This is a genomic window from Terasakiella sediminum (assembly GCF_033100395.1).
Taxonomy (GTDB): domain Bacteria; phylum Pseudomonadota; class Alphaproteobacteria; order Rhodospirillales; family Terasakiellaceae; genus Terasakiella.
The window spans coordinates 15,522-37,316 of the sequence record NZ_JAWLVJ010000024.1; the positions used below are offsets into that span (position 1 = coordinate 15,522).

At 48.6% G+C, this 21,795-nt stretch carries 6 protein-coding genes; 3 read left to right on the forward strand and 3 right to left on the reverse strand.

The window, feature by feature from the left end; translation table 11 throughout:
* Nucleotides 1-3 precede the first annotated feature (3 nt).
* The 3 genes from RYZ26_RS16495 to RYZ26_RS16505 all read left to right on the forward strand — a co-directional run bounded on the left by RYZ26_RS16495 (nucleotide 4) and on the right by RYZ26_RS16505 (nucleotide 18,143).
* Entirely contained in the window at nucleotides 4-3,339 is a 3,336-nt protein-coding gene (locus RYZ26_RS16495; RefSeq protein WP_317684345.1) for an NAD-glutamate dehydrogenase domain-containing protein, read from the forward strand.
* A 67-nt stretch (nucleotides 3,340-3,406) separates the two neighbouring features.
* Complete coding sequence (locus RYZ26_RS16500; protein WP_317684346.1) at nucleotides 3,407-5,524, forward strand: methyl-accepting chemotaxis protein; 2,118 nt, start codon at nucleotides 3,407-3,409, stop codon at nucleotides 5,522-5,524.
* A gap of 319 nt (nucleotides 5,525-5,843) precedes the next feature.
* Nucleotides 5,844-18,143: a cadherin-like domain-containing protein gene (locus RYZ26_RS16505; protein ID WP_317684347.1), complete on the forward strand. Its 12,300-nt coding sequence runs from the start codon at nucleotides 5,844-5,846 to the stop codon at nucleotides 18,141-18,143.
* A gap of 54 nt (nucleotides 18,144-18,197) precedes the next feature.
* On the opposite strand, the gene RYZ26_RS16510 is transcribed toward RYZ26_RS16505, so the two are convergent.
* From RYZ26_RS16510 to aspA, 3 genes are all read right to left on the reverse strand, one after another.
* Nucleotides 18,198-19,094, reverse strand: a complete 897-nt coding sequence (locus RYZ26_RS16510; protein WP_317684348.1) for a LysR substrate-binding domain-containing protein — start codon at nucleotides 19,092-19,094, stop codon at nucleotides 18,198-18,200.
* Nucleotides 19,095-19,109: 15 nt separating this feature from the next.
* Nucleotides 19,110-19,841, reverse strand: a complete 732-nt coding sequence (gene cuyB / locus RYZ26_RS16515) for a cysteate racemase (RefSeq protein ID WP_317684349.1) — start codon at nucleotides 19,839-19,841, stop codon at nucleotides 19,110-19,112.
* Nucleotides 19,842-20,039: 198 nt separating this feature from the next.
* Nucleotides 20,040-21,446, reverse strand: a complete 1,407-nt coding sequence (gene aspA, locus RYZ26_RS16520; protein WP_317684350.1) for an aspartate ammonia-lyase — start codon at nucleotides 21,444-21,446, stop codon at nucleotides 20,040-20,042.
* Nucleotides 21,447-21,795 lie beyond the last annotated feature (349 nt).

Below are 21,795 nucleotides of genomic sequence, written 5' to 3' on the forward strand. Positions count from 1 at the left end.
AGATTGTTTTCTTCAGATTTAAATAAAATCGCCAATATCCTGGGACAACTTTTTACCTCTGCCACAAAGCTTGAAGACGTACAGGCGACATCCAAGGGCATGGAAATCAATTTTGATTTTGGGGACACATCTGTTGTTTCTATCCTGGAAATGGTCAAAGATCATGGTCCGTTTGTAGGCTGTTATCAGGCGGATGAAGCCTGTGATCATTTTGGGATTGTGATTTTCAACCCCGCAGGTGCGGTTGCGTTGTCTCAATTGGTGCCGATTTTAGAAAGTGCCGGGCTTTATGTGCTGGCGGAAAAGCCTGTGGCGATTTCTTTTCAGGGGGATGAGCCTGCCCGGATTGCGCATGATTTGGAAGTTTCCGCTCCAAAAGGTGCAATCGTTGATTTTGAACAAACCAGGCAGAACCTGGTAGCAGCCATTGTAGGCAGTCTTTCCGGGCAGTTGAGTGTGGATGGGTTCAACAAGCTGCTGTCCTGCGGGAAGTTAAGCTATCGCCAGATCGATCTGGTCAGAACCTATTTTAAATATATGAAACAACTTGGCGTTCCATACACGCAGCAGCATGTGGAACGCGTCATTCTGGAACATCATGAATTTGCATATGGGCTGATCCGTTTTTTCGAGGCGAAGTTTGATCCTGCGATGCAATCGGGTGATACGAAAGCGGAGGAGAACAAGCATTATAACATGCTGATGGCTTATGCTTCTCAGGTCGATAGTCTGGATGATGAAAAGATTTTAACCATCTTTTTGAATTTGGTTTCAGCTTCCCTTCGGACCAATTTCTTTCAGAAAGAAACAGACGGGGCGGCCAAGAAATATATTTCTATCAAATTTGACTGTGCTGGCATTGATGTGATGCCTTTGCCACGGCCCAAATTTGAAATTTTCGTCTTTTCCAACAAGGTGGAAGGCGTACATATACGGGGTGGCAAAGTGGCGCGTGGCGGTTTGCGCTGGTCTGACCGTGTGGATGATTACAGAACGGAAATTCTTGGCCTGGTTAAGGCGCAGATGGTTAAAAATGCGGTGATTGTGCCCGAAGGTGCAAAAGGTGGTTTTGTTATTAAGACATCGACAACGTCTGCCAAGGAAAGACAGGCCGCAGGTATTGAGGGATATCGTACTTTCATTTCTGCACTACTGGACATCACGGATAATATTGAAAAAGGAAAAACTGTGCGCCCCTGTGATGTTGTGCGTCATGACGAAGACGATCCTTATCTGGTTGTGGCAGCAGATAAAGGCACCGCGACATTTTCGGATATCGCCAATGAGATTTCACAAACTTACGGCTTTTGGCTGGATGATGCTTTTGCGTCCGGCGGGTCCAACGGTTATGACCACAAGAAAATGGGCATAACCGCAAAGGGGGCGTGGGAAGCGGTCAAGCGCCATTTTCGCGAAATCGGCATTGATACGCAAAGTGATGAATTTACGGTTTGTGGTGTTGGCGATATGGGTGGGGATGTGTTTGGCAACGGCATGTTGCTTTCAAACAAAATCCGCCTGATAGCAGCCTTTAACCACAAATATATTTTCATTGATCCTACCCCGGATGCCAAGAGCTGTTGGGCGGAGCGCAAACGTCTGTTTGAGGCTGATAAATCCGATTGGTCTGAATATGATGAGACCTTGCTGTCTAAAGGCGGTGGGATTTATGATCGCAGCCAGAAAACTATTACTGTTTCGAAAGAGGCTTGCAAGGCGTTGTCTCTGGAAACAGAAACGCTTTCTCCGGCTGATCTGATCAAGGCGATTTTACGCGCCTCTGTTGATCTGATGTGGTTTGGCGGGATTGGCACCTATGTGCGCGCCACATCTGAAGATAACCGAACCGTCGGGGATACGGCCAATGATCTGTTACGCGTCAGTGCTGATGAACTGAAATGCAAAGTTATCGGCGAAGGGGCGAACCTGGCGCTGACACAACAGGCCCGAATTGAATATGCTTTGGCTAAGGGGCGCATCAACACAGATGCCATTGATAATGCCGCTGGGGTTAATTGTTCGGACCATGAGGTCAATATCAAAATCCTTTTGCAGATGGCTGTGGAAGAAGGTTTGCTTTCGAAGTCAGAACGCAACCAATTGCTGGAAGAAATGACGCCGGATGTGGAACGTCTTGTCCTGCGCGATAACTATCTGCAGACACAGGCTGTTACGGTATCGCAGACAAATGCGCTTGATCGACTGGATCGCCACAAACGTTTGATGCAGGTTCTGGCAAAAGGGGAACGCGGGGTTTATCTGGATCGCATGATTGAAGCCTTGCCCGATGACGAGGAATTGACCAGACGTCAGGCTGCAGGCCAGGGGCTGGTGCGCCCGGAAATTGCAGTGTTGCTGTCCTATACCAAAATGGCGGTTTTTAACGAACTGATTAAAACCGACTTCCCTGACCAGCTGATTTTTGAGCGCACGCTGCAAAGCTATTTCCCAATCGCTCTTCAGGAAGGTTTTGCCGATCTGATCAAAAAGCATCCTTTGCGCCGTGAAATCATCACCAACAAGGTGGTGAACAGTATGGTCAACCGGGTGGGCAGTGGTTTTATCAATGATATGCAGGACTATGTCGGCTGTGATGATCGAGAAGTCGCAACGGCCTATGCGTTGATCTGCAAGGTGTTTGATCTGTTTATCCTGTGGGGGAAGGTGGAAGCGCTTGATTTACAAGTCACCTTCGAGGTCCAGCAGAAAATGCTGAACCGGATCAGCTATCTGGTTGAACAAGGCACCCACTATTTGCTGCGCAGACCAAATCTGGCAAGCGATGCCGCTTTCTTTACCTGGCTGGAAGGTCAGAATATTGAAAGCTTCCTTGCGACGTCCGTTGATCAACTGGATGATGCGGAAAAGGCACTTTTTGAAACCGAAGTCGCAAGTTATTGCGACGCCGGTGTACCGATGGATTTGGCAAATCGTGTTGCGACCAGTCGTTTTCTGCTGTTTCTCTTCCCGATTGCGGAAATTGCGCGGAAACTGGAACGCCCGACGGGTGAAATTTCTGAAGTCTTTTATCAAATCGGCCAGGAATTCTCTCTTACCCACCTTGCGAAAACTGCGACCGAACTGGCGGTTGGCAAGGGGCGGTGGGAACGCAGTGCCCTTCATGCCTTAAGCGCGGATTTCTTAAGCTTCCAGTCGGACCTTAGTGTCGCTGTTTTGAAAGATCCCAAGCGCCTGGAAGAAAACACAAAACGTATTCAGGACAGGTTATTGGAACTTACTGCCATGCAATCGCTGGACTTGGCGACCTTGTCTGTCGCTGCGGGGACATTTCGACAAATGGTCTCTCTGAATCCTAAGTGTCTCTCCCTAGACACTTAGAACTTACCCTTCACCTTATCTCCCAAAGGTGAAGGGGATTTTTTATCGTTCGCCCGAGGAAAATGACATGAAACTTAAATATAAAGTACCAATTGTTGCTGTAATATTCTGTGCGCTTTCCAGTATTGCAATCGGAACTCTGTCTTATATTCAAAGCCGGGATGCGTTGATTGACAGTACGTTTGAACGCTTAAAGCTAAGCGCGGATGCGCGCAGCCAGTTACTTTCACGCAATATGGAAAATGCCGTCAAAAGCCTGCAGGGGCTGGTCAATAGTCAGACGATTTATGATGCGGTGAAAAATCTGGATGGAGCTTTGCAGGTCACGGAAAAAGACGAAATTTTAAACGAGTTTGTCTCTGGAAATGAAACGCCGGAAGAACGTGCCCGTATTCTGGGCGAAGCACAAACCAATCTTTACATGTGGCGTCATTCCACCTTGCATCCTTCCTTTCAGGCGATTTGGGAGAATACCGGGATCACGGATGCCTATATCGTCACCCAGAAAGGCGATGTCATTTATACCATCACCAAGTCGGAAGGTTTTCTCGGCAATGTAAAAGAGATGGGGGTCAGCAAGTTTACAGAGGTCGTGAAAGAGGGCTTTTCCCTGAAGAAAGGAAGCTTGTCCTTCCATGATTTTTCCCTGAAGGGGGAGGGGGCAACGGGGGTGCAGGCGGCTTATTGGGTCAGTCCGCTTTTTTCTGCCTTTGCTGCTGACGATGCCACACCAGAAGCGGTGATTATCTTTCGTTTGTCCTCACGCAATCTCGCGAAACTGATCAAGGATCAGGGGGAGCAGGATAGTTTCATTATTGGACATGATGGGGTGATCCGGTCTGATCGTATTTTGGTTGATGGGAAGAACCTGGCAGGTACCCGTCTGGACGCCAGTGCCATGGTTCAGATTGGCAAAGGAAATTCCAACACCATTGAATTTGACGAAGTGAAAATCGGCAGAGAAATTGCGGCCTTTAGCGAAATCGAAATCCTGCACGAACGTTATTACCTTTTGGTCGCACAAAAAAAGGAAACCGCCCTGCAACCGGTTCAGGACATGGGGATTGCCATGCTTTTAACGGGCGGGGCGGTGATGATCATTGTCATGATGATTATGATTTATCTGGGGCTGAAACTGACCAGACCCATTGAAGATTTATCTGTGGTGACGCGCAAGTTGGCAAAGAATGATCTGGATGTGATGGTGCCCGGGATTGATCGACGTGACGAGATCGCAAAGATCGCCAAATCGGTCAATGTATTCAAGGAAAATGCCCTGCGTATGCGGGCAATGGAAAAAGAACAGGAAGAGCTGAAACAAAAGGCCGAAACGGACAAGCGACAGGAAATGCAGCGCCTGGCTGATGGCTTTAAAAGTACAGTTGGTCAATTGATCACGGCTGTTTCGCATGAGATCGAAAATGTGCAGTCCCAGGTCGATGTTATTTCCAAGGAAAGTCTGGGCGTGCAGTCTCAGGCGCTGGAAGCCAGTTCAAGCGCGGACAGTTCCAGTGAGAATGTCTCGCTGATTTCTGCAGCTATGGAAGAATTGGTGGCATCGGTAAATGAAATCTCCCATCAGGTGACCATGGCGTCTGAGATGGCGCAAACCACCAATGGGGCATCCAAGGAAGGTCAAAACCGGGTTCAGAAATTGGCGCAGATAACGTCTGAGATCACCAGTGTGGTGACGTTGATCCAGGATGTGGCGGAACAGACAAACCTGTTGGCCCTAAACGCAACAATTGAAGCGCAACGTGCGGGTGAGTCTGGTAAAGGTTTTGCTGTGGTTGCGGCCGAAGTCAAAAAACTGGCGGGCCAAACGGCACAGGCGACCAATGATATCAGCAGGCAGATCAATGAAATTCAGCATGTCAGCAACGAAGTGGTTGATGTGATTTCTTCGATCACCGGGTCCATCAATACACTGGAAGAAATGAACAATGCCGTTGCCTCTGCAGTGACCCAGCAGGAAGCCACGATGAACGAGCTTTCGAAAAACACGCAGGAAGCCAATGTGGATGTTCAGGACGTGCGCAGCCGGATTGAATATGTCAGTGAAAGCACGGCCAAAACAACTGATAGCGTTGGCAGTGTCCTGAATAAATGCGCCGAAATTTCCATGGCCTCGCGGGAACTGGATGCGGAAGTGAACAAGTTCCTCAATAATATTGAATATTCATGAGCCTTGAAGATAGAGAGATGAGTGTTGCAACAAAATTTACCCCGTCAGGCCAGTGGCGAAATCGAAACGGCACATCCATGGAGACCTTGCAAGATAGTAAATAAATCTGGCAGGAAAAATCCGTAGGCTGAACCCGACCTGACAGTCGCCGCCTCAAAGCGGGTTTTGTCAGATCAAATCGGGACTACTACACCTTATTATACCTTGCTAGAATGTATCTGAAAATAGTATAATCGCCTTATTACGACAGACGTCATGAAGAACATATCGACACATCTGTGAGGTTGGTTTGGCGAGGCAGGTAAAAGACTCGCATGGCTTGGATTTTGGGGATCGGGATAATTTCGATTTTGTCCTGACCCATTCTGCTGCCTCAGATGCAGTGCTGTCCCTTGAAAGTGAAAGCCCACCGCGACTTTTCCAGAAGCTTGGTTCTGATCTTGTCATCATTCTGCAAGACGGCACAAACGTTCTGATACAGGATTATTTCCGGGCGGGCGAGATGCCTGATCTGACCTTTGGTCATCAGCACTGGGCAGCCGCCTGGGTAAAGAAACTCGCCCTTGCCCAGAACAATCCGCAATACGCCCAAACCGGGGCAACCGATGCGTTGGGAGAACCCATTGGGCAGGTCGATACCCTTTACGGGAATGTAACCGCTGTTCGTGCGGATGGGCAACGCGTCACCCTTGAAGCGGGTGATCCTGTTTTTCAGGGGGATTTGCTTGAAACGGGTGCAGAAGGGGCTGTCGGGATCACGCTGGCAGATAACTCGGTTTTCTCTGTTGGGGAAGATGCTTCGCTGTTGCTGGATGAAATGGTCTATGATCCGGGCACAGAACAGGGCAAGGCCGTTTTCTCTCTGCTGGATGGGGCGGCTACTTTTGTTTCGGGGCAAATCGCCAAGATTGACCCGGATGCCATGGTCATCCAAACCCCTGTTGCCACCATCGGGATCAGGGGGACCAAAGCGCATTTAAAGGTAGATGGAAACGACTTTCAGGCCATTAACCTGCCGGAAACCACATTGAATGGCGAAGTGCCAGGCGAAATCGTCGTCTCGGACCAACAAGGCAATGTTATTGCGGTTATCAACGAAGCCTATACGCAGACCTCCTTCAATTCTGTAACTGGTCAGAGCCAAAGCCAGACCATAACCCCGCAGCAGGCCGAACAAGCGACGCGTTCCACCCAACGTGCCTTGCCTCAAACCCGTGAAGAACGCGCTGTTGAAGCACGAGGTAAAGCAGAAGAAGCCAAACAGCAGGTGGAAAAGGCCCAGCAGGAACTGGATGCAGCCCAGCAGGAAGTCGAACAGCTGGAAGAACAGGTCGATGCCCTTGAAGCAGAATTGGCAGAAGGTGAACTAACGGCAGAAGAAATCGCTGCTCTGGAAGCTGAAGCTGCGGAACTTGCAAGACTTGCTGAACAGGCTGCATTGGAAGCTCAGGAACTGGAGTTGAATGCGCAGGAGTTAGAGCAGGAAGCGTTGGTTCTGGAAAACCAAGCGACAGAAGCCGTTGAAGAAGCCACATCAAATGTGGGTTTTGCAGTGAACACGGCAGCAATTTATGAAGAGCAGAGTGATACTCAAGGTGATGATCCGATTGAGGTCAAAGAAGAGCTTGTAGAAGAACCTGTTGAGGAAGGTTCGACAGAGGAAGGGCCAGGTGATGAAACACCTGTTGACGGAGATCCCATCGATGGAGACCCTATTGACACAGAGCAGCTTGGAGAAACACCAGAAGACCCGGGAACCGTTGAAATTGTCACACTTGGACCTGATACCGAGGTTGAACTGAATTCCACCACCACAACAACGTTTAATGTGCTGGATACAACAGGGGATACGGGCAGTTCGGGCACAAATACGACTGACAACCAGACGACAACGACAGAGACGAAAAAAGACTCACCACGAGACGACAATACGCAGGTCAATATCAACGAAAACGTAGCCCCAATTGTTTCCAACAGCAGCACGCAAATTTCCAGTCAGACTACCACACTGACCGAAAGTATGTTGTCTCTCAACGATTCTGATGGGAATGCGGATACATTGGTGATCCGTATTACTGATGCGCCGACTAACGGGACTTTGCGGATCGATGATGGTTTGGGGGGATGGACGACCCTGACGCCAAATTCAAATAATGATAATTTTACCTATGCCGATGTCAAAGCGGGTAAAGTTCAATATTATCAATCCAATGCGACGGATGCGGATAGTTTCCAGTTTACTGTGTCTGATGGGCAAGCCACGGTTTCAAGTTCATTTACTGTAGAAGGTCCGGGGGCCATATCGGTTTCAGGCTCTGCCATTGACGGTTACATTGCAGGCGCACAAGTCTTTGTTGATGTGGACGGGGATAGAGTGCGCGACCTGAAAGATGAAGACGAAAACAATAATGGTATTTTGGATCCAGGCGAAGACCAAGATGGGGATGGTAATCTTGATGTTGAAGAGGATGGAACGACTACCGATGAAAATGGCAGTTATTCGCTGAGTTCCAACCAGACAGGAGACATTGTTGTTAGTGGCGGAAGAGATATCAAGGCGAATTTGGATTTTACAGGCTATTTTTCAGCACCTCGGGATAGTTCATCATCCGGATCTACAACTTTTCACGTTACGCCTATTACTACACTTGTTCAGCAGGAAATGGCAAATAATAGTGTGGATGCGGCAACGGCGCAAGCCTCGATCAAACAGGCTCTGGGGCTGACAGCCAGTGCCAATATTGATCTACTGAATTTTGACCCTCTGGCTGAAATGTCAGGAAGTGATGCCAGTGCTGCGGCAGAGCTTTTTAAGGTCGGTATGATGGTTGCGACGACTTTAGAAGTGGCTTCGTCCGCTTTTACAGGCTCTTCTGGAAATAGTTCTGATGCTGACATTGCAAATGCACGTGCCGCTGTTTTATCGGCATTAGTTGATCAAATGAGGACAGACAACAGTTTTGATATCACTCAAAGTTCAAGCCTTTCATCAGTGCTGACTACCGCTCAGTCAAATTTCTCGGGTAGTACTGCATCGTTGAATTTTAATGAATTAAGCAACGCTTTGAGTGTTTCGAATTTAGATGCAGATGCAATTGTTTTTAATCCAAGTGACCCTGATGGCTTCCAAAACCGTATGGTTCAAAATCAGACAGTTGCGCAAGGTGTGATGGCTGACAAACTCAAAAATGGTGAGTCGGTTGTAGCGTTCACAAATTCGGCGAATTTTTCCAATGCTGTTGGCTTGATCGGCGATGACAATGACAATGATATTTCTGGTACAGCTTCAGCTGATACACTTCATGGGCAAGGGGGGAATGATACGCTTAAAGGCGCGGGGGGAGATGACGAACTACACGGTGATCCAGGCACGGATATGGCGATCTACGACGGAATATATTCTGATTTTGCAATATCTTTTGGTCAGGTCACAAAACGGGGTAAAGTACAAACTGCCCTTTATATAGAAGATACAAATTCCGGGAATGAAGGCAGCGATACATTGCTGGGGATTGAGCGTATCCAGTTTGGTGATGTCACCCTGAATGTTGATGGGCAAACCTTGACCGGGTCAGGCACCATTGATGGCGGGCTGTCCAATGATGTGTTGACGGGGACAAATGATGCCAACACACCCGATATCCTGCGTGGCTTTGATGGTAATGACAGTCTGGATGGGGCTGGCGGGGCGGATGTGCTGGAAGGCGGCAGTGGTAATGACACGTTGGTCTATCGCGATGGCCTGCAATCCGTTGATGGCGGGACAGGCATTGATACGCTGCGGATTGTGGACAATGAAACACTGGATTTATCAACCTTCACCAACCTAAGTTCCATTGAAAGCTTTAGTCTGGGTTCAGGTGCAGACTTGCTTAATATCAGCGAGGCTGATCTGGATGGCAGCAAAATCGCGAACCAAATCCATATTTACGGGGACAGCACCAACACCATTTCCACCTCTGATGGATATGACTGGACGGTGGTGGGCTATAGCGGTCCTTCCAATCAATTCCTGCAACTGACCAATAATGGCAAAATAATCCATGTGGACCGGGACATTGTTCTGGATAATTTCAACGCAGCCCCGCTTGCCTCGCAAACAGCTGCGATCACCGAACAGGATCAAAGCATCAATATTCAAAACCTGTTTACGGATGCCAATGATGCCCCCAGTGTAACGACGTCTATTACGCAAAATGGTCAGTATGGTTCGGTCTCGGTTGTAGATGGGGAGATTGTTTATACGCCAAATGCAGGATTTGCGGGCACAGACACCATCGCTTATCGCGTAACCGATTCATATGGGGCAACAAGCCAATCTACCATTACGGTGACCGTCAATGATGCCCCGGATGTGACAACCAATGAAACGTTGGTGGCGGGTGGCGGGACGACCACGGCCCTTGGCACGTCATTTTTAAATATCACCGACAGTGATACGGCGGCTTCACAAGTGGTCATTACCCTGACCAGCAACGTGCAATATGGTGATTTGCAGGTTGAGGCAAGCCGGGGCGGATATGTTTCTGTTGGTGCAGGATTCCCGGTGTCGTCATTTACGCTTGCAGATGTGCAAAATGGCAGTGTTCGTTACGTTCACAATGGTGCGCCGACGAATGACAGCTTTGAATTTACTGTATCTGATGGTACATCAACCACGGCGGCAACGACCTTTAATATCGCAAATTCTGCCACACAATTGGGTGAAATTACGCTGACAGGGACTGCCTTTGACGGATATCTGTCCGGGGCGACGGTCTTCGTTGACCTGGACGGAGATAAGGTACGTGATGCGGGGGAAGATTTCACAACAACCGACAGCAGCGGTGCCTTTAGTCTGAGCACCGAACAAAACGGTGACATTGTGGCAACAGGCGGTACGGACGTTGATACGGGTCTTGCGTTTGATGGATATTTTACGCTGAATACCCAATATACTACAGGCACGGTTGCCATCAGCCCGCTTACAACATTGATCACCGAATTGATGCGCGCCAACAATATCGGGGAAGTTCAGGCCGAAAATGTTGTCAAGACGGCCTTGGGTTTGAATATCGATTTTCTGGATTTGACCAGCTTTGACCCCTACAGTTATTTGTCCAGCGAGCTATCCGGCATTGCTGCCCCGGTTGCAAGGCATGGGGTCATGATTGCCAATGTCATTGAAACAACGGTTGCAGCTTTCAAGGCTGCGGGGGCTTCAGAAACCGAAGCGCGCGGGGCGATCATTGATGCCCTGGCTGACCAGTTCCAGATCAAGGCCAATGCCTCAACGGTGTTTAATTTTACAAGTTCCGCTGATGTGCAGTCCTTTATTTCTGCTGCTGAGGCTGAATATGTCGCCCTTCAGCAAGGCGGGGCGTTAAATGGGCAAAATCTGGATTCAGCTGGACTGCAAAGTCTGATTAATGCAGCTGCATCGCAGATCAATACGATTGATCTATCCAGTGGCGTCACGGCCTTTAGCGATGCGTTGCGCTCACACGCGCTTATCCTTCAACGCGACGCTGTTGAACTTCTGGAAAACGGCAGCAGTGTTGCTGCCTTTGACACATTATCCGAACTGAATGCTCGTCTTGCCATGATGGGGACGGATGGCAATGATTATCTTTCTGGCAGCGGTCTGGATGATCGTCTTGATGGCTTTGACGGGAACGACACGCTGATCGGCAATGCGGGCGATGATGTCATACGTGGTGGCCTTGGTGGGGATACGCTTATCGGATCACAAGGCGATGATATCCTGTTTGGCGGGGATGGAAGTGATGTTGCGACTTATACCTCCGACTATAATGAATTTACGGTTTCTTCTACCAATCAAGGTGTCTACACGCTGACGGATATGGTTGGCGGTGGCGAACTTGGCATATTGGAAGGCACAGATACCCTTCACGATATTGAAACCGTGCAGTTTGGCGACATCACCTTGTCCACGCAGGCACAAATCCTGTCCGGTTCAGGCACATTGAGTGGCGGACTTGCAGGGGATACGATTTTTGGGTCCGGCGGATCTGATACGCTGATCGGTTATGCCGGTGACGATACCTTTGATGGCACAGGTGGTGTCGATGATTTTGATGGCGGGGCGGGTGATGATACGGTTGTCCTGTCCAATGGATCGGATCTGGATGTTTCTGATACCTCATCAAGCTTTACATCCATTGAAAATTTCACGCTTTCCGCCAATTCTGACCTCACTGGACTGACATCTGCTTTTGTCAGCAATACAAGTTCGACGAACATTCTGACCATTGATGGGGATGCGACCAACACCATTGCCAAATCTGCGCAGTCATCGGATTGGCAGTATGATGGCATTCAAAGTGCCTATTATCGCTTTACGCTGGATGGGGCAACCATCCTTGTGGATCGTGATATTGATATCACCAACTTTAATGCAGCCCCTGTTGCCAGTGGGGCAACCACCAGCACGAATGAAGATCAGGCTGTCACCCTGACGAACCTGTTTACGGATGCCAACGGCACGACGGGCGTTACCATTGATAACAGCTATACCATAACGGCTAGCAACGGGACTGTGGCGCAATCGGGGCAAAATCTGATCTATACACCAAATCAGGATTTCTCTGGTTCAGACAGCTTTACCTATCAGGTCACAGATTCCCTTGGGCTGACAAGTCAGGCAAGTGTCAGTGTCACGGTCAACAGCACCAACGATCTGCCAACACTCATCAACAATAACGGGATGAGTGCAAACACCGGGACAGTGACCAGTCTGACATCCAGCATGTTATCGGCAACGGACCCGGACAACACCAATGCGGAAATTTATTTTACCATGGTCAATAATCCGGCCAATGGTACTTTGCAGGTCTATGATACGGATAATTGGTATGCGATCAGTGCCTTGCAGGGATCAGACTATACCGATTTCACCATGGCTGATGTTGTGGCAGGCCATGTGCGTTATGTGCATGGTGGCGGTCAGGATGTGGATCATTTTGATTTCTCCATCACCGATAATTCTGGTCAGCCTGTTCAAAACGGGCAATCCCCCTATACCTTTAACATCACCACACAGGCGATCACCAGCTGGGAAGGCGACGGCGGGGATAATTCCTGGCATGAAGGGACCAACTGGGCCAGCGGGATTGTGCCCTCTGGTGGACTGGATGCCTTTATCTTCAGCGGGACATCAAATTATTCAACGGGTGTCACGGATATCGGCACCCTGACCTTTACGGGTGGCACGCTTAATGTTTCTGGCGGTACCTTGAATATTGGACAAATATCCGATTTTGAAGCAGGTTCCACTTTTGGGTTATCAGGCGGCACATTAAATGCCAATGGTGCGCTTGATATTGATGGAACGTTTAATTGGTCAGGTGGTGGTACCCTTGGCGGCAGCGCGGGCATTGATCTGGATGGGACCTATAATTTCACGAATGCCAGTGCAAAGACGCTGGATACGACATTAACGTTTAACGCCAATGGCACGCTTACAGCGCAATCCATTAGCGGCAGCGGTGCCATTGTCAATGCAGCAGATTTAACCATGCATTCTTCTGGCACCTATAACGTTGGCTTTACAAACCAAGCCAGCCACACACTTCGTTTGACCGGGACCAATACGGCCACTATGAATTTTGGGGCCAATGTCATTAACCAGGGCATTTTGGCGATGGACAATACCTATAATTATTATGGGAATGGCGCCAACACCTTTATGAATTTGTCCACCAATACTTTGACGAATACCGGAACGATTGAATTTCTGAATTCCACTAATCGAGCCTCAGGAACACGCTATATTTCAGGGAATCTTGACAACACCAACGGTACGATCAATGCAAATTGGCATGGTCGCCTAAATGTCGATACGTCTTTTGAAAACCGTAACGGCACGATTGATTTTGGCACATCTGGTGCGGATTTGAGCCTTAATGGCGGTACGATTTATTTTGATGACACAACGAATCTTCTGGGGACAGGCAGCCTTTCCTTTGTGGGGGACCAGTCGCTGAATATTGCTGATGGTTTTACCTATGATAACTCCAATGTTCGTTTCTATATGACGAACAATTCAGCCACCACAACTATCGACGGAACAGGTGACTTCGTTATTGATGGCGCCAACTTCATCTTCAATGGGGGGGATGATCAGTTCAATGTGGATGTCGTCGTCCAGAATGATGCCACGCTGACACTGACCCATAACAACGCAACAACGGCCTTGTTTAATCAGAACCTTACCAATCAGGGGCGGATTGTTCTTGATAACACCTACAGCTATTATGGTAACGGGTCCTACACTGACCTGAATGTATCAAACGGAATACTGACCAACACAGGTACAATCAATTTCGCAAATTCAACCAACCGAGCGTCTGGTGGACGTGAAATTATTGGAGCTATCGATAATACGGGTGGCATTCTGGAAATGGATTGGCATGGTCAGATCACCAATACCGGTAAAACCTTTGAAAATAGAAATGGCACCATTGATTTTGATGCAAATGTCACCTTGTCCATTTCGGGTGGCACCATCAACTTTGGACCTAATACGACCATTACAGGGGCGGGCACCATTGATTTCGCAGGTGATCAATCATTGAATATCGGCACGGGTTTTACGTTCGATAACAATGACCTTACTTTCTATATGCGGGGCACAAATGATACGACCACTATTGATGGCACAGGGGATTTCACCATCGATGGGGCAAACTTTGTCTTTAGAGGTGGGGATGATCAATTTAATGTGGATGTTGTCACAACCAATGACGGCACCCTGACCCTGACCCATAACAATACGATGACTGCTCTTGTGAACGCGAATGTCACCAATGTTGGCACCATCGTTATGGATAATACCTATAACTATTATAGCAATGGCGCGACAACCACATTGGAAATCGGTGACAATACCCTGACCAATACAGGGACAATCAACTTCATTAATTCCATCGGAACCGTTTCCGGCAATCGGACCATTAGCGGGAATGTGGATAACACAAATGGCTTGATTGACCTGGACTGGCATGGATATATCAGCAATATCGGTCATACGTTTGAAACCCGAAACGGTACCATCGACTTTGGGGCGAACAACCGCACTTTCAGTTTGCATGGCGGGACCATCAACTTCGGGCCCAATACCACCATTCTGGGATCAGGAACGATCAATTTTGATTATGACCAGACATTGGATATTGGAACGGGCTTTACCTACAATAATTCCAACGTCGATTTCTATATGAGTGGGTCTGGTGACAAGACGACCATCAATGGGACAGGTGACTTTACCATCGATGGTGCAGATTTCGTCTTCCGTGGTGGTGATGATGAATTCAATGTAGATATGGTCATTGAAGATGATGCGTCGATGAAAGTGACCTACACAACCACGACCAACGCGTTGTTTAATCAGAATATCGACAACCGTGGCCTGATCACCATGGATAATACTCGTAACTATTATGGCAACGGGGCAGAAACGACGATCACGTTATCCAGTGGTACATTGATCAATACGGGTACTATCCAGATGATCAATTCTGTCGGGACAAGTAACGGGCTTCGCACCATTTCAGGCGCGGTTGACAACACCAATGGTACCATTGATGTGGATTGGCATGGTCAGATCGTTAACACCGGTGCAACCTTTGAAACTTCCAATGGCACCATCGATTTTGGGAATCTGGGCCGGACCCTGTATCTCTATGGGGGGACCATCAATGTTGGTGCAAACACATCTTTGCTTGGAACCGGGACGCTTAATTTCTCGAATGACCAATCCCTGAACATCGGGACCGGCTTTACCTACGATAATTCCAATGTCGATTTCTGGATGTCTTCGTCCGGTGATAAAACGACAATTGACGGAACCGGGGACTTCACCGTTGATGGCGCGACCTATGTCTTTAGGGGTGGCGATGATGAATTTAATGTGGATTTGATTACCACTAATGATGGGACCTTAAAGGTCACATATACATCTTCAACAAATGCGCTCTTCAACGAGAATATCATCAACCAGGGCACTATGATCCTGGATAACACCCGTAATTATTACGGCGGCGGTGCTGATACCACTGTGTCATTGTTAGCTGGAAAAGCGATTACCAATACCGGGACCATTCAGTTTGTAAACCCGACGGGGACATCAACGGGGCTTCGTATCCTCAATGCAACAGTGGATAACACCAACGGCATATTGGATGTTGATTGGCATGCGCAGATCACCAATAGCAATCGAACGTTCGAAAATTCCAACGGTACCATTGATTTTGGTAACTTGAACCGTACCCTTTATCTTCATGGCGGAACGATTAACTTTGGGGCGGGTACAGCATTGTTGGGGACCGGGATACTTAATTTCTCTGATGATCAGTCCCTGAATATTGGCAACGGGTATACCTATGATAATTCCAACGTTGATTTCTATATGTCCGGCAGTGGGGATCGAACGACGATTGATGGCACCGGGGATTTCACCATTGACGGGGCGAACTTCCTGTTCCGCGGCGGGGATGATGTTTTCAATGTGGATGTGGTAACCACAAATGACGGGACGCTGACTATTGCGCCAACTTCTTCTTCCAGTGCGTATTTCAATCAGGATATCATTAACAATGGCACATTGGTGCTGAACAATACCCGCAACTATTATGGCGGTGGCGGTAATACAACGCTTGATATCGAAGGGACGGTGACCAACAATGGGACCCTGCATTCCACCAACTCGCTTGGGACATCTTCCTGGGCGAACTATATCAATGGGGATGTAAACAACCTTGGTACTGTTGATGTGGATTGGCACCTTTATTTCAATGGCGCTGGCAGTACCTTTACCAACGCGGGTATGCTGGATATTGCAAGTGCCAGAACCTTTGGATTGACCAGCACGGTTGCGGCAACCAACACCGCCAACGGTACCATTCAGGGCTTTGGCACTCTTTCTGTTGGTGGGTCGGCAAGCCTGACCAACCAGGGGACCATAACGCCCGGCAATGATAGCGCTTATGGAACCCTGACACTGAACGGGGTCTGGACCCAAGCAGACAGCGGAACCATTTTAATTGATGTGGGCAGTGATGGTCAGAGCACGACGTACAATGACCGCCTTACCCTGAATACTGCTTTTAATCTGAACGGAACCCTGGAAATTCAGGAATTGGCAAATGCGGCCCAGATCGGCAATGGGGACAGTATGACCATCCTGTCCGGTCCGACTTTAAGTGGCGCGTTTGATAACATTACCGGACTGGATATCAGTGAAAGTCTTATTCTTGATATCGAATTGAATTCGACCAGCGTTCAGGTCACGGGGCGCACAGTGGATAGCGGTAATACGGGCAGTTATCTGCGTGGTACGGATAATGCAGAAACACTTACAGGTGATGGCAGTACGGACAGTCTTGATGATGTGATCTTCGCGCGTGGCGGGGATGACACCATCAAGATTTCTTCAATGGCCTTCAACTTTATTGATGGCGGGGCGGGGACTGATATTCTGGATGTGTCTGCCGCGCTGGACTTGACAGCGATCCGGGACGATATCTTGCAACGTATCGAAGTTATCAAGATGGATGACAACCTCTTGACCCTGACGTCCAGCGATGTGCTGGGTATGACCGAAGGCACCAATGCCTGGACGGGACAAGCAGATTCAATTGTCATCATGGGCGATGGGACGGGTCTGCCAAATTATTCCTTTAACAGCGAAAGTGGATGGGACAGTGGAACGTCTGGTCAATCCATCCTGCAAGGTCCGCGCGGCGTTACCTATACCCTGTTCACCCACACATCAGGGGCCAAAGTCTATCTGCATGAAGGTGGCGCGCTGGAGCCTGCCATCGTTGGCACGTCCGGTGCCGATACATTAAACGGCACATCCGGGCAGGACTATCTGTTTGGTGATAGCGGGAATGATGAAATCAACGGTGGTAATCATATCGACACCGTGATGTATGACGGCTCGCAAAGTGATTTCACCATCACCGAAAATCAGGATGGCAGTATCACGGTGACGGACAACAACACATCTGATGGTAATGAAGGAACAGATACCCTGACAGGGATCGAAATCCTGACATTTGATGGAGACAGTTCTGATTATTCACCGACTTTTGATGTGACGGGTACATCTGCAAACGAATTTCTCTCCGGTGGGATTAATGCCGATACTCTTGATGGCGGCAGTGGGTCTGATATTCTTCGCGGCTATAACGACAATGATGTGTTGATGTATAATGGCGATGGCATTGATACGTACGACGGCGGTAATGGCACAGATACATTGCGCTTTGATGGAGGGCAGGGTAGTGCCACTGTGGACCTGTCCAGCGGCGTCCACACATTCTCTAATTTGGAAATACTAGACTTTACCACTGGTGACTGGACTGTCTATATCAACTCGGCCTTTGTTGGAAGTGCAAGTGACAGCAGCAATGACCTTTATATAATGGGGGACAGTGCAGATAGCCTCCAAAGTTTTGATCTGACATGGAATAATGACAATTCCTCACAAACCATTGACCTGGGCAACGGCTCCCAACAGTATGATTCTTATACCCATAGTTCATCTGGCTACACGATTTACGTTGATAGCGATATTAATGTTGGAAACTTGAACAACCCGGGCGGGCTGGACTAAAACATCTGAACTGGTGACATCGCGCACGGCCTTATGTCACTTGGGTAACATTTGTTAGTTACTTACCCATTTCCAGAATTCCTCAACGATGGGGCGTTTTCTTTGTTGGGATCGGTAAAGTCGAATTTCTATTTCCGGGGTCCAGGCTTCATCGGCGGCAATCACAAGGTTTTCATATTGCAGGTCCTGTTTGATCAGGTTTTCCGGAATCCAGGTGAAGCCAAAGCCGTTAATCGCCATGCCTTTCAGAGCACTTGCCATGGAGTTTTCGTAGACCGTATCCAGTTTTTTCAGGTTCTCGTCTCTGGTCAGCAGGTTGAGCATGAGTTTGCCGAGGAAGCAGTTTTCGGTGTAGGACAGGAAGGGGACTTTTTCCTCTTCCCCCATCGGCAGGGTGAATTTTGGGGTGCCGTCTTCGCGCGGGGCTGAGACGGGCAGGAACCTTTCGTGGCCAACACGGATGGACGGATATTCCGTCGGGTCCAGCAGCATGGGCGAAGATTCATGGGCGTAACAGAGCATGAAGTCACAATCTCCATTGCGCAGAATTTCCACACAGTCATGCAGGTCCATGCCTTTTACCCGGGTGGTGACCTTCTGGTTTTCCTCTTCCGTTGTGGCAAGCCAGGAGGGAAAGAAGGAGGTTGCAAGCGTATGAAGCGCGCAGAAGCTGAGCGACAGCTGGGAATGTTTGCGGGTTTCGCTGAAAGTATCGCGCGCGGTATATAAAAGCCGCAGGGTCTCTTCGGCGGTTTCTTTAAAGGCGATGCCTTCTTTGGTCAGCGTTGTGGGGTAGGTGCTGCGATCAATCAGGTCAACACCTGCCCACATTTCAAGGGATTTGATCCGCCGGCTGAAAGCAGGCTGGGTGACATTTCGCATGTCGGCGGAACGTGAAAAATTGCCTGTGCTGGCCAAGCTCAGGAAATCTTCTAACCATTTAATTTCCACGTTCGCCTCCGCAATTTAATTGATCGTGTGGTTGAGCGTTTCTTTATGATCAAGGTACCATTTAACCGTCCCTTTTGCCAATTCATTGGTGGCATCCAACAGGACGGTGCCCGATGGGGCCTCTGTCTGTTGCAGGACGATGGGGATTTCGGTACAGCCGAGAATAATGGCTTTGCAGCCCTGATCTTTCAGTTTTTCTGCCGCTTGGCTTAACAAGGATTTCCCCAACATCAAATCACCCTGTTTCACCGCATGAATGCCGGCAAGGACCAGTTTTTCTTGCACGGTTTCATCCGGCACAATGCAATGGTAACCAGCCTCTTTCAGGCGATTTTGATAGATATGGGCCTTGATTGTGCCGTTGGTGGCAAGGATACCGACGTTGCAGTGATTGAGCTTTTGATCCTGCAGGGCATGCACCACTGTATCAGCGATATGCAACAGCTGGGTATCTTCTTTCTGACATAGGCGATCATACCAATAGTGCGCGGTGTTACAGGGAATAACGATACATTTCGCGCCCATGCTTTCAAGTGCCTTGATGCCTTGCTGCATTTCCTGCAAAGGGGCGTCATTGCCCGATAGAATGCTGGTGCTGCGATCCGGAATTTGCGGGACGGAATAGGCAACGATGGGCAGATGGTCCTGATCTTTTTTGGCAGGGGTCGCATTTGTAATTTTCTTCATGAAATCAACTGTGGCGAGAGGCCCCATGCCGCCCAATATTCCAATAACATCATGCATCATATTGCTCCGGATAAAACGAGGATTTGTTCTATTTTATTTTCATAAGTTATTGATAACAAATGCCTATATTTCATCGTTCATGCGTTTTTTGCATCACCCTTTTTAAAAAAGAGCAGTGTTCTTCGAGAGACAAAAACACTGCTCAGTTGTTTCATTAATCTAGGGAGTTAATGAAATCAGTGGGTGAATTTTTTGTAATTATACGTTGGGCCTGGTCATGTTTTCAGGCTTGAGGATTTCGTCCAGCTGTTCTTTGGATAAAAGCTCTTCCTTCAGGATCAGACTGGCGATGCTCTGGTTTGTGGTCAGGGCCAGTTGCGCAATGCGGGTGGAGTTTTCATAACCGATATGCGGGTTCAGTGCCGTGATGATACCAATGCTGTTTTCAATCAGCTTTTTGCAATGTTCTTCATTGGCGGTAATGCCGGAAACACATTTTTCTGACAGCACATTCATGGCACGGGTCAGGATGCGCATGGATTGCAGGATGTTGAAGATAATGACGGGCTCGAAAGCATTAAGCTGCAACTGTCCGGATTCACAAGCCAATGTGACGGTCAGATCATTGCCGATCACCTGATAAGCAACCTGATTGACCACTTCCGGGATCACGGGGTTGACCTTGCCGGGCATGATGGAAGAACCGGGCTGCATGGGCGGCAGGTTAATCTCCCCAATCCCGGTGCGCGGGCCACTTGAAAGGAGACGCAGGTCGTTACATATTTTCGATGTCTTGACCGCAACCCGTTTTAAGACGCTTGAAAAGGTTACAAAGGCCCCGGTATCAAAGGTGGCTTCTACAAGGTTGGCCGCCAGCACAAAAGGAATGCCCGTGATGTCGGCCAGTTTGGTCACTGCGCAGTTGGCATAGCCGGGTTGGGTGTTGATACCTGTGCCGATGGCTGTAGCCCCCAGATTGACTTCGCGAAACAGTTTGGACAGATCGTTGATCCGGTCAATATCTTCTGAAAGGTTATCGCGGAAAGCCCCGAATTCCTGCCCCAAGGTCATGGGCACCGCATCTTGTAACTGGGTGCGGCCCATCTTGACGATATGTTCAAACTGCACAGATTTTTCATCAAAGGCATCAATCAGATTGCGCATAGACTGGGTCAGCTCATCAATGCTGAGAAGGATGGCGACACGCAGGGCAGTGGGATAGGCATCGTTGGTGGATTGCGCCAGGTTCACATGGTTATTGGGATGCACGATCTCATAGCGGCCCTTGGGTTGACCCAGCAGTTCCAGAGCCCGGTTGGCGATCACTTCATTGACATTCATGTTGCTGGACGTCCCGGCGCCTCCCTGGATCATATCGACGCAGAACTCACCGTGCAGCTGACCGTCAATGATTTCATCACAGGCCTGAAAAATGGCGGTTGCGACCCTCGCATCCAGTGACCCCATTTCATGGTTGGCAACGGCGCAGGCCTTTTTCACAACGGCCAAAGCCTGAATAAGTTTGGGGAAGTGATGCAGCGGGATATCGGTGATAGAGAAATTCTCCATGGCCCGTTGTGTCTGGATGCCATAATAGGCATTGCTCGGCACATCCTGGTCGCCAAGAAGGTCATGCTCATTTCTGAAATGTGTTTGATCCGGCATGGGGTTCTCCATCGCGTAAAGTTTGTCGTCTGTTAAGACGATAACTTTGCTGGGTTTGAATTTCTAATGCCGTTTTTGCCGACGTTATGCATTTTTTGCATAATTTTTTGACTTGAATCTATCAAGTATTCATTTGATGCGAGAATATACTTCTTTGGTTGCTTTTGAGGATCAAGAACGCGCTATGGTGAGAAATATTGTTGCGTATATCCTGTTGAAATAAATAATTATTTTCGCATCATTTCGTGAAAGGTCATAAATTTCAGCAGGTTGAGAGATTCTATGCAAAAAATGTATAGATGATAAAAATCATGAATTGGACAGTTTGACGATGAATATTCACACTTTA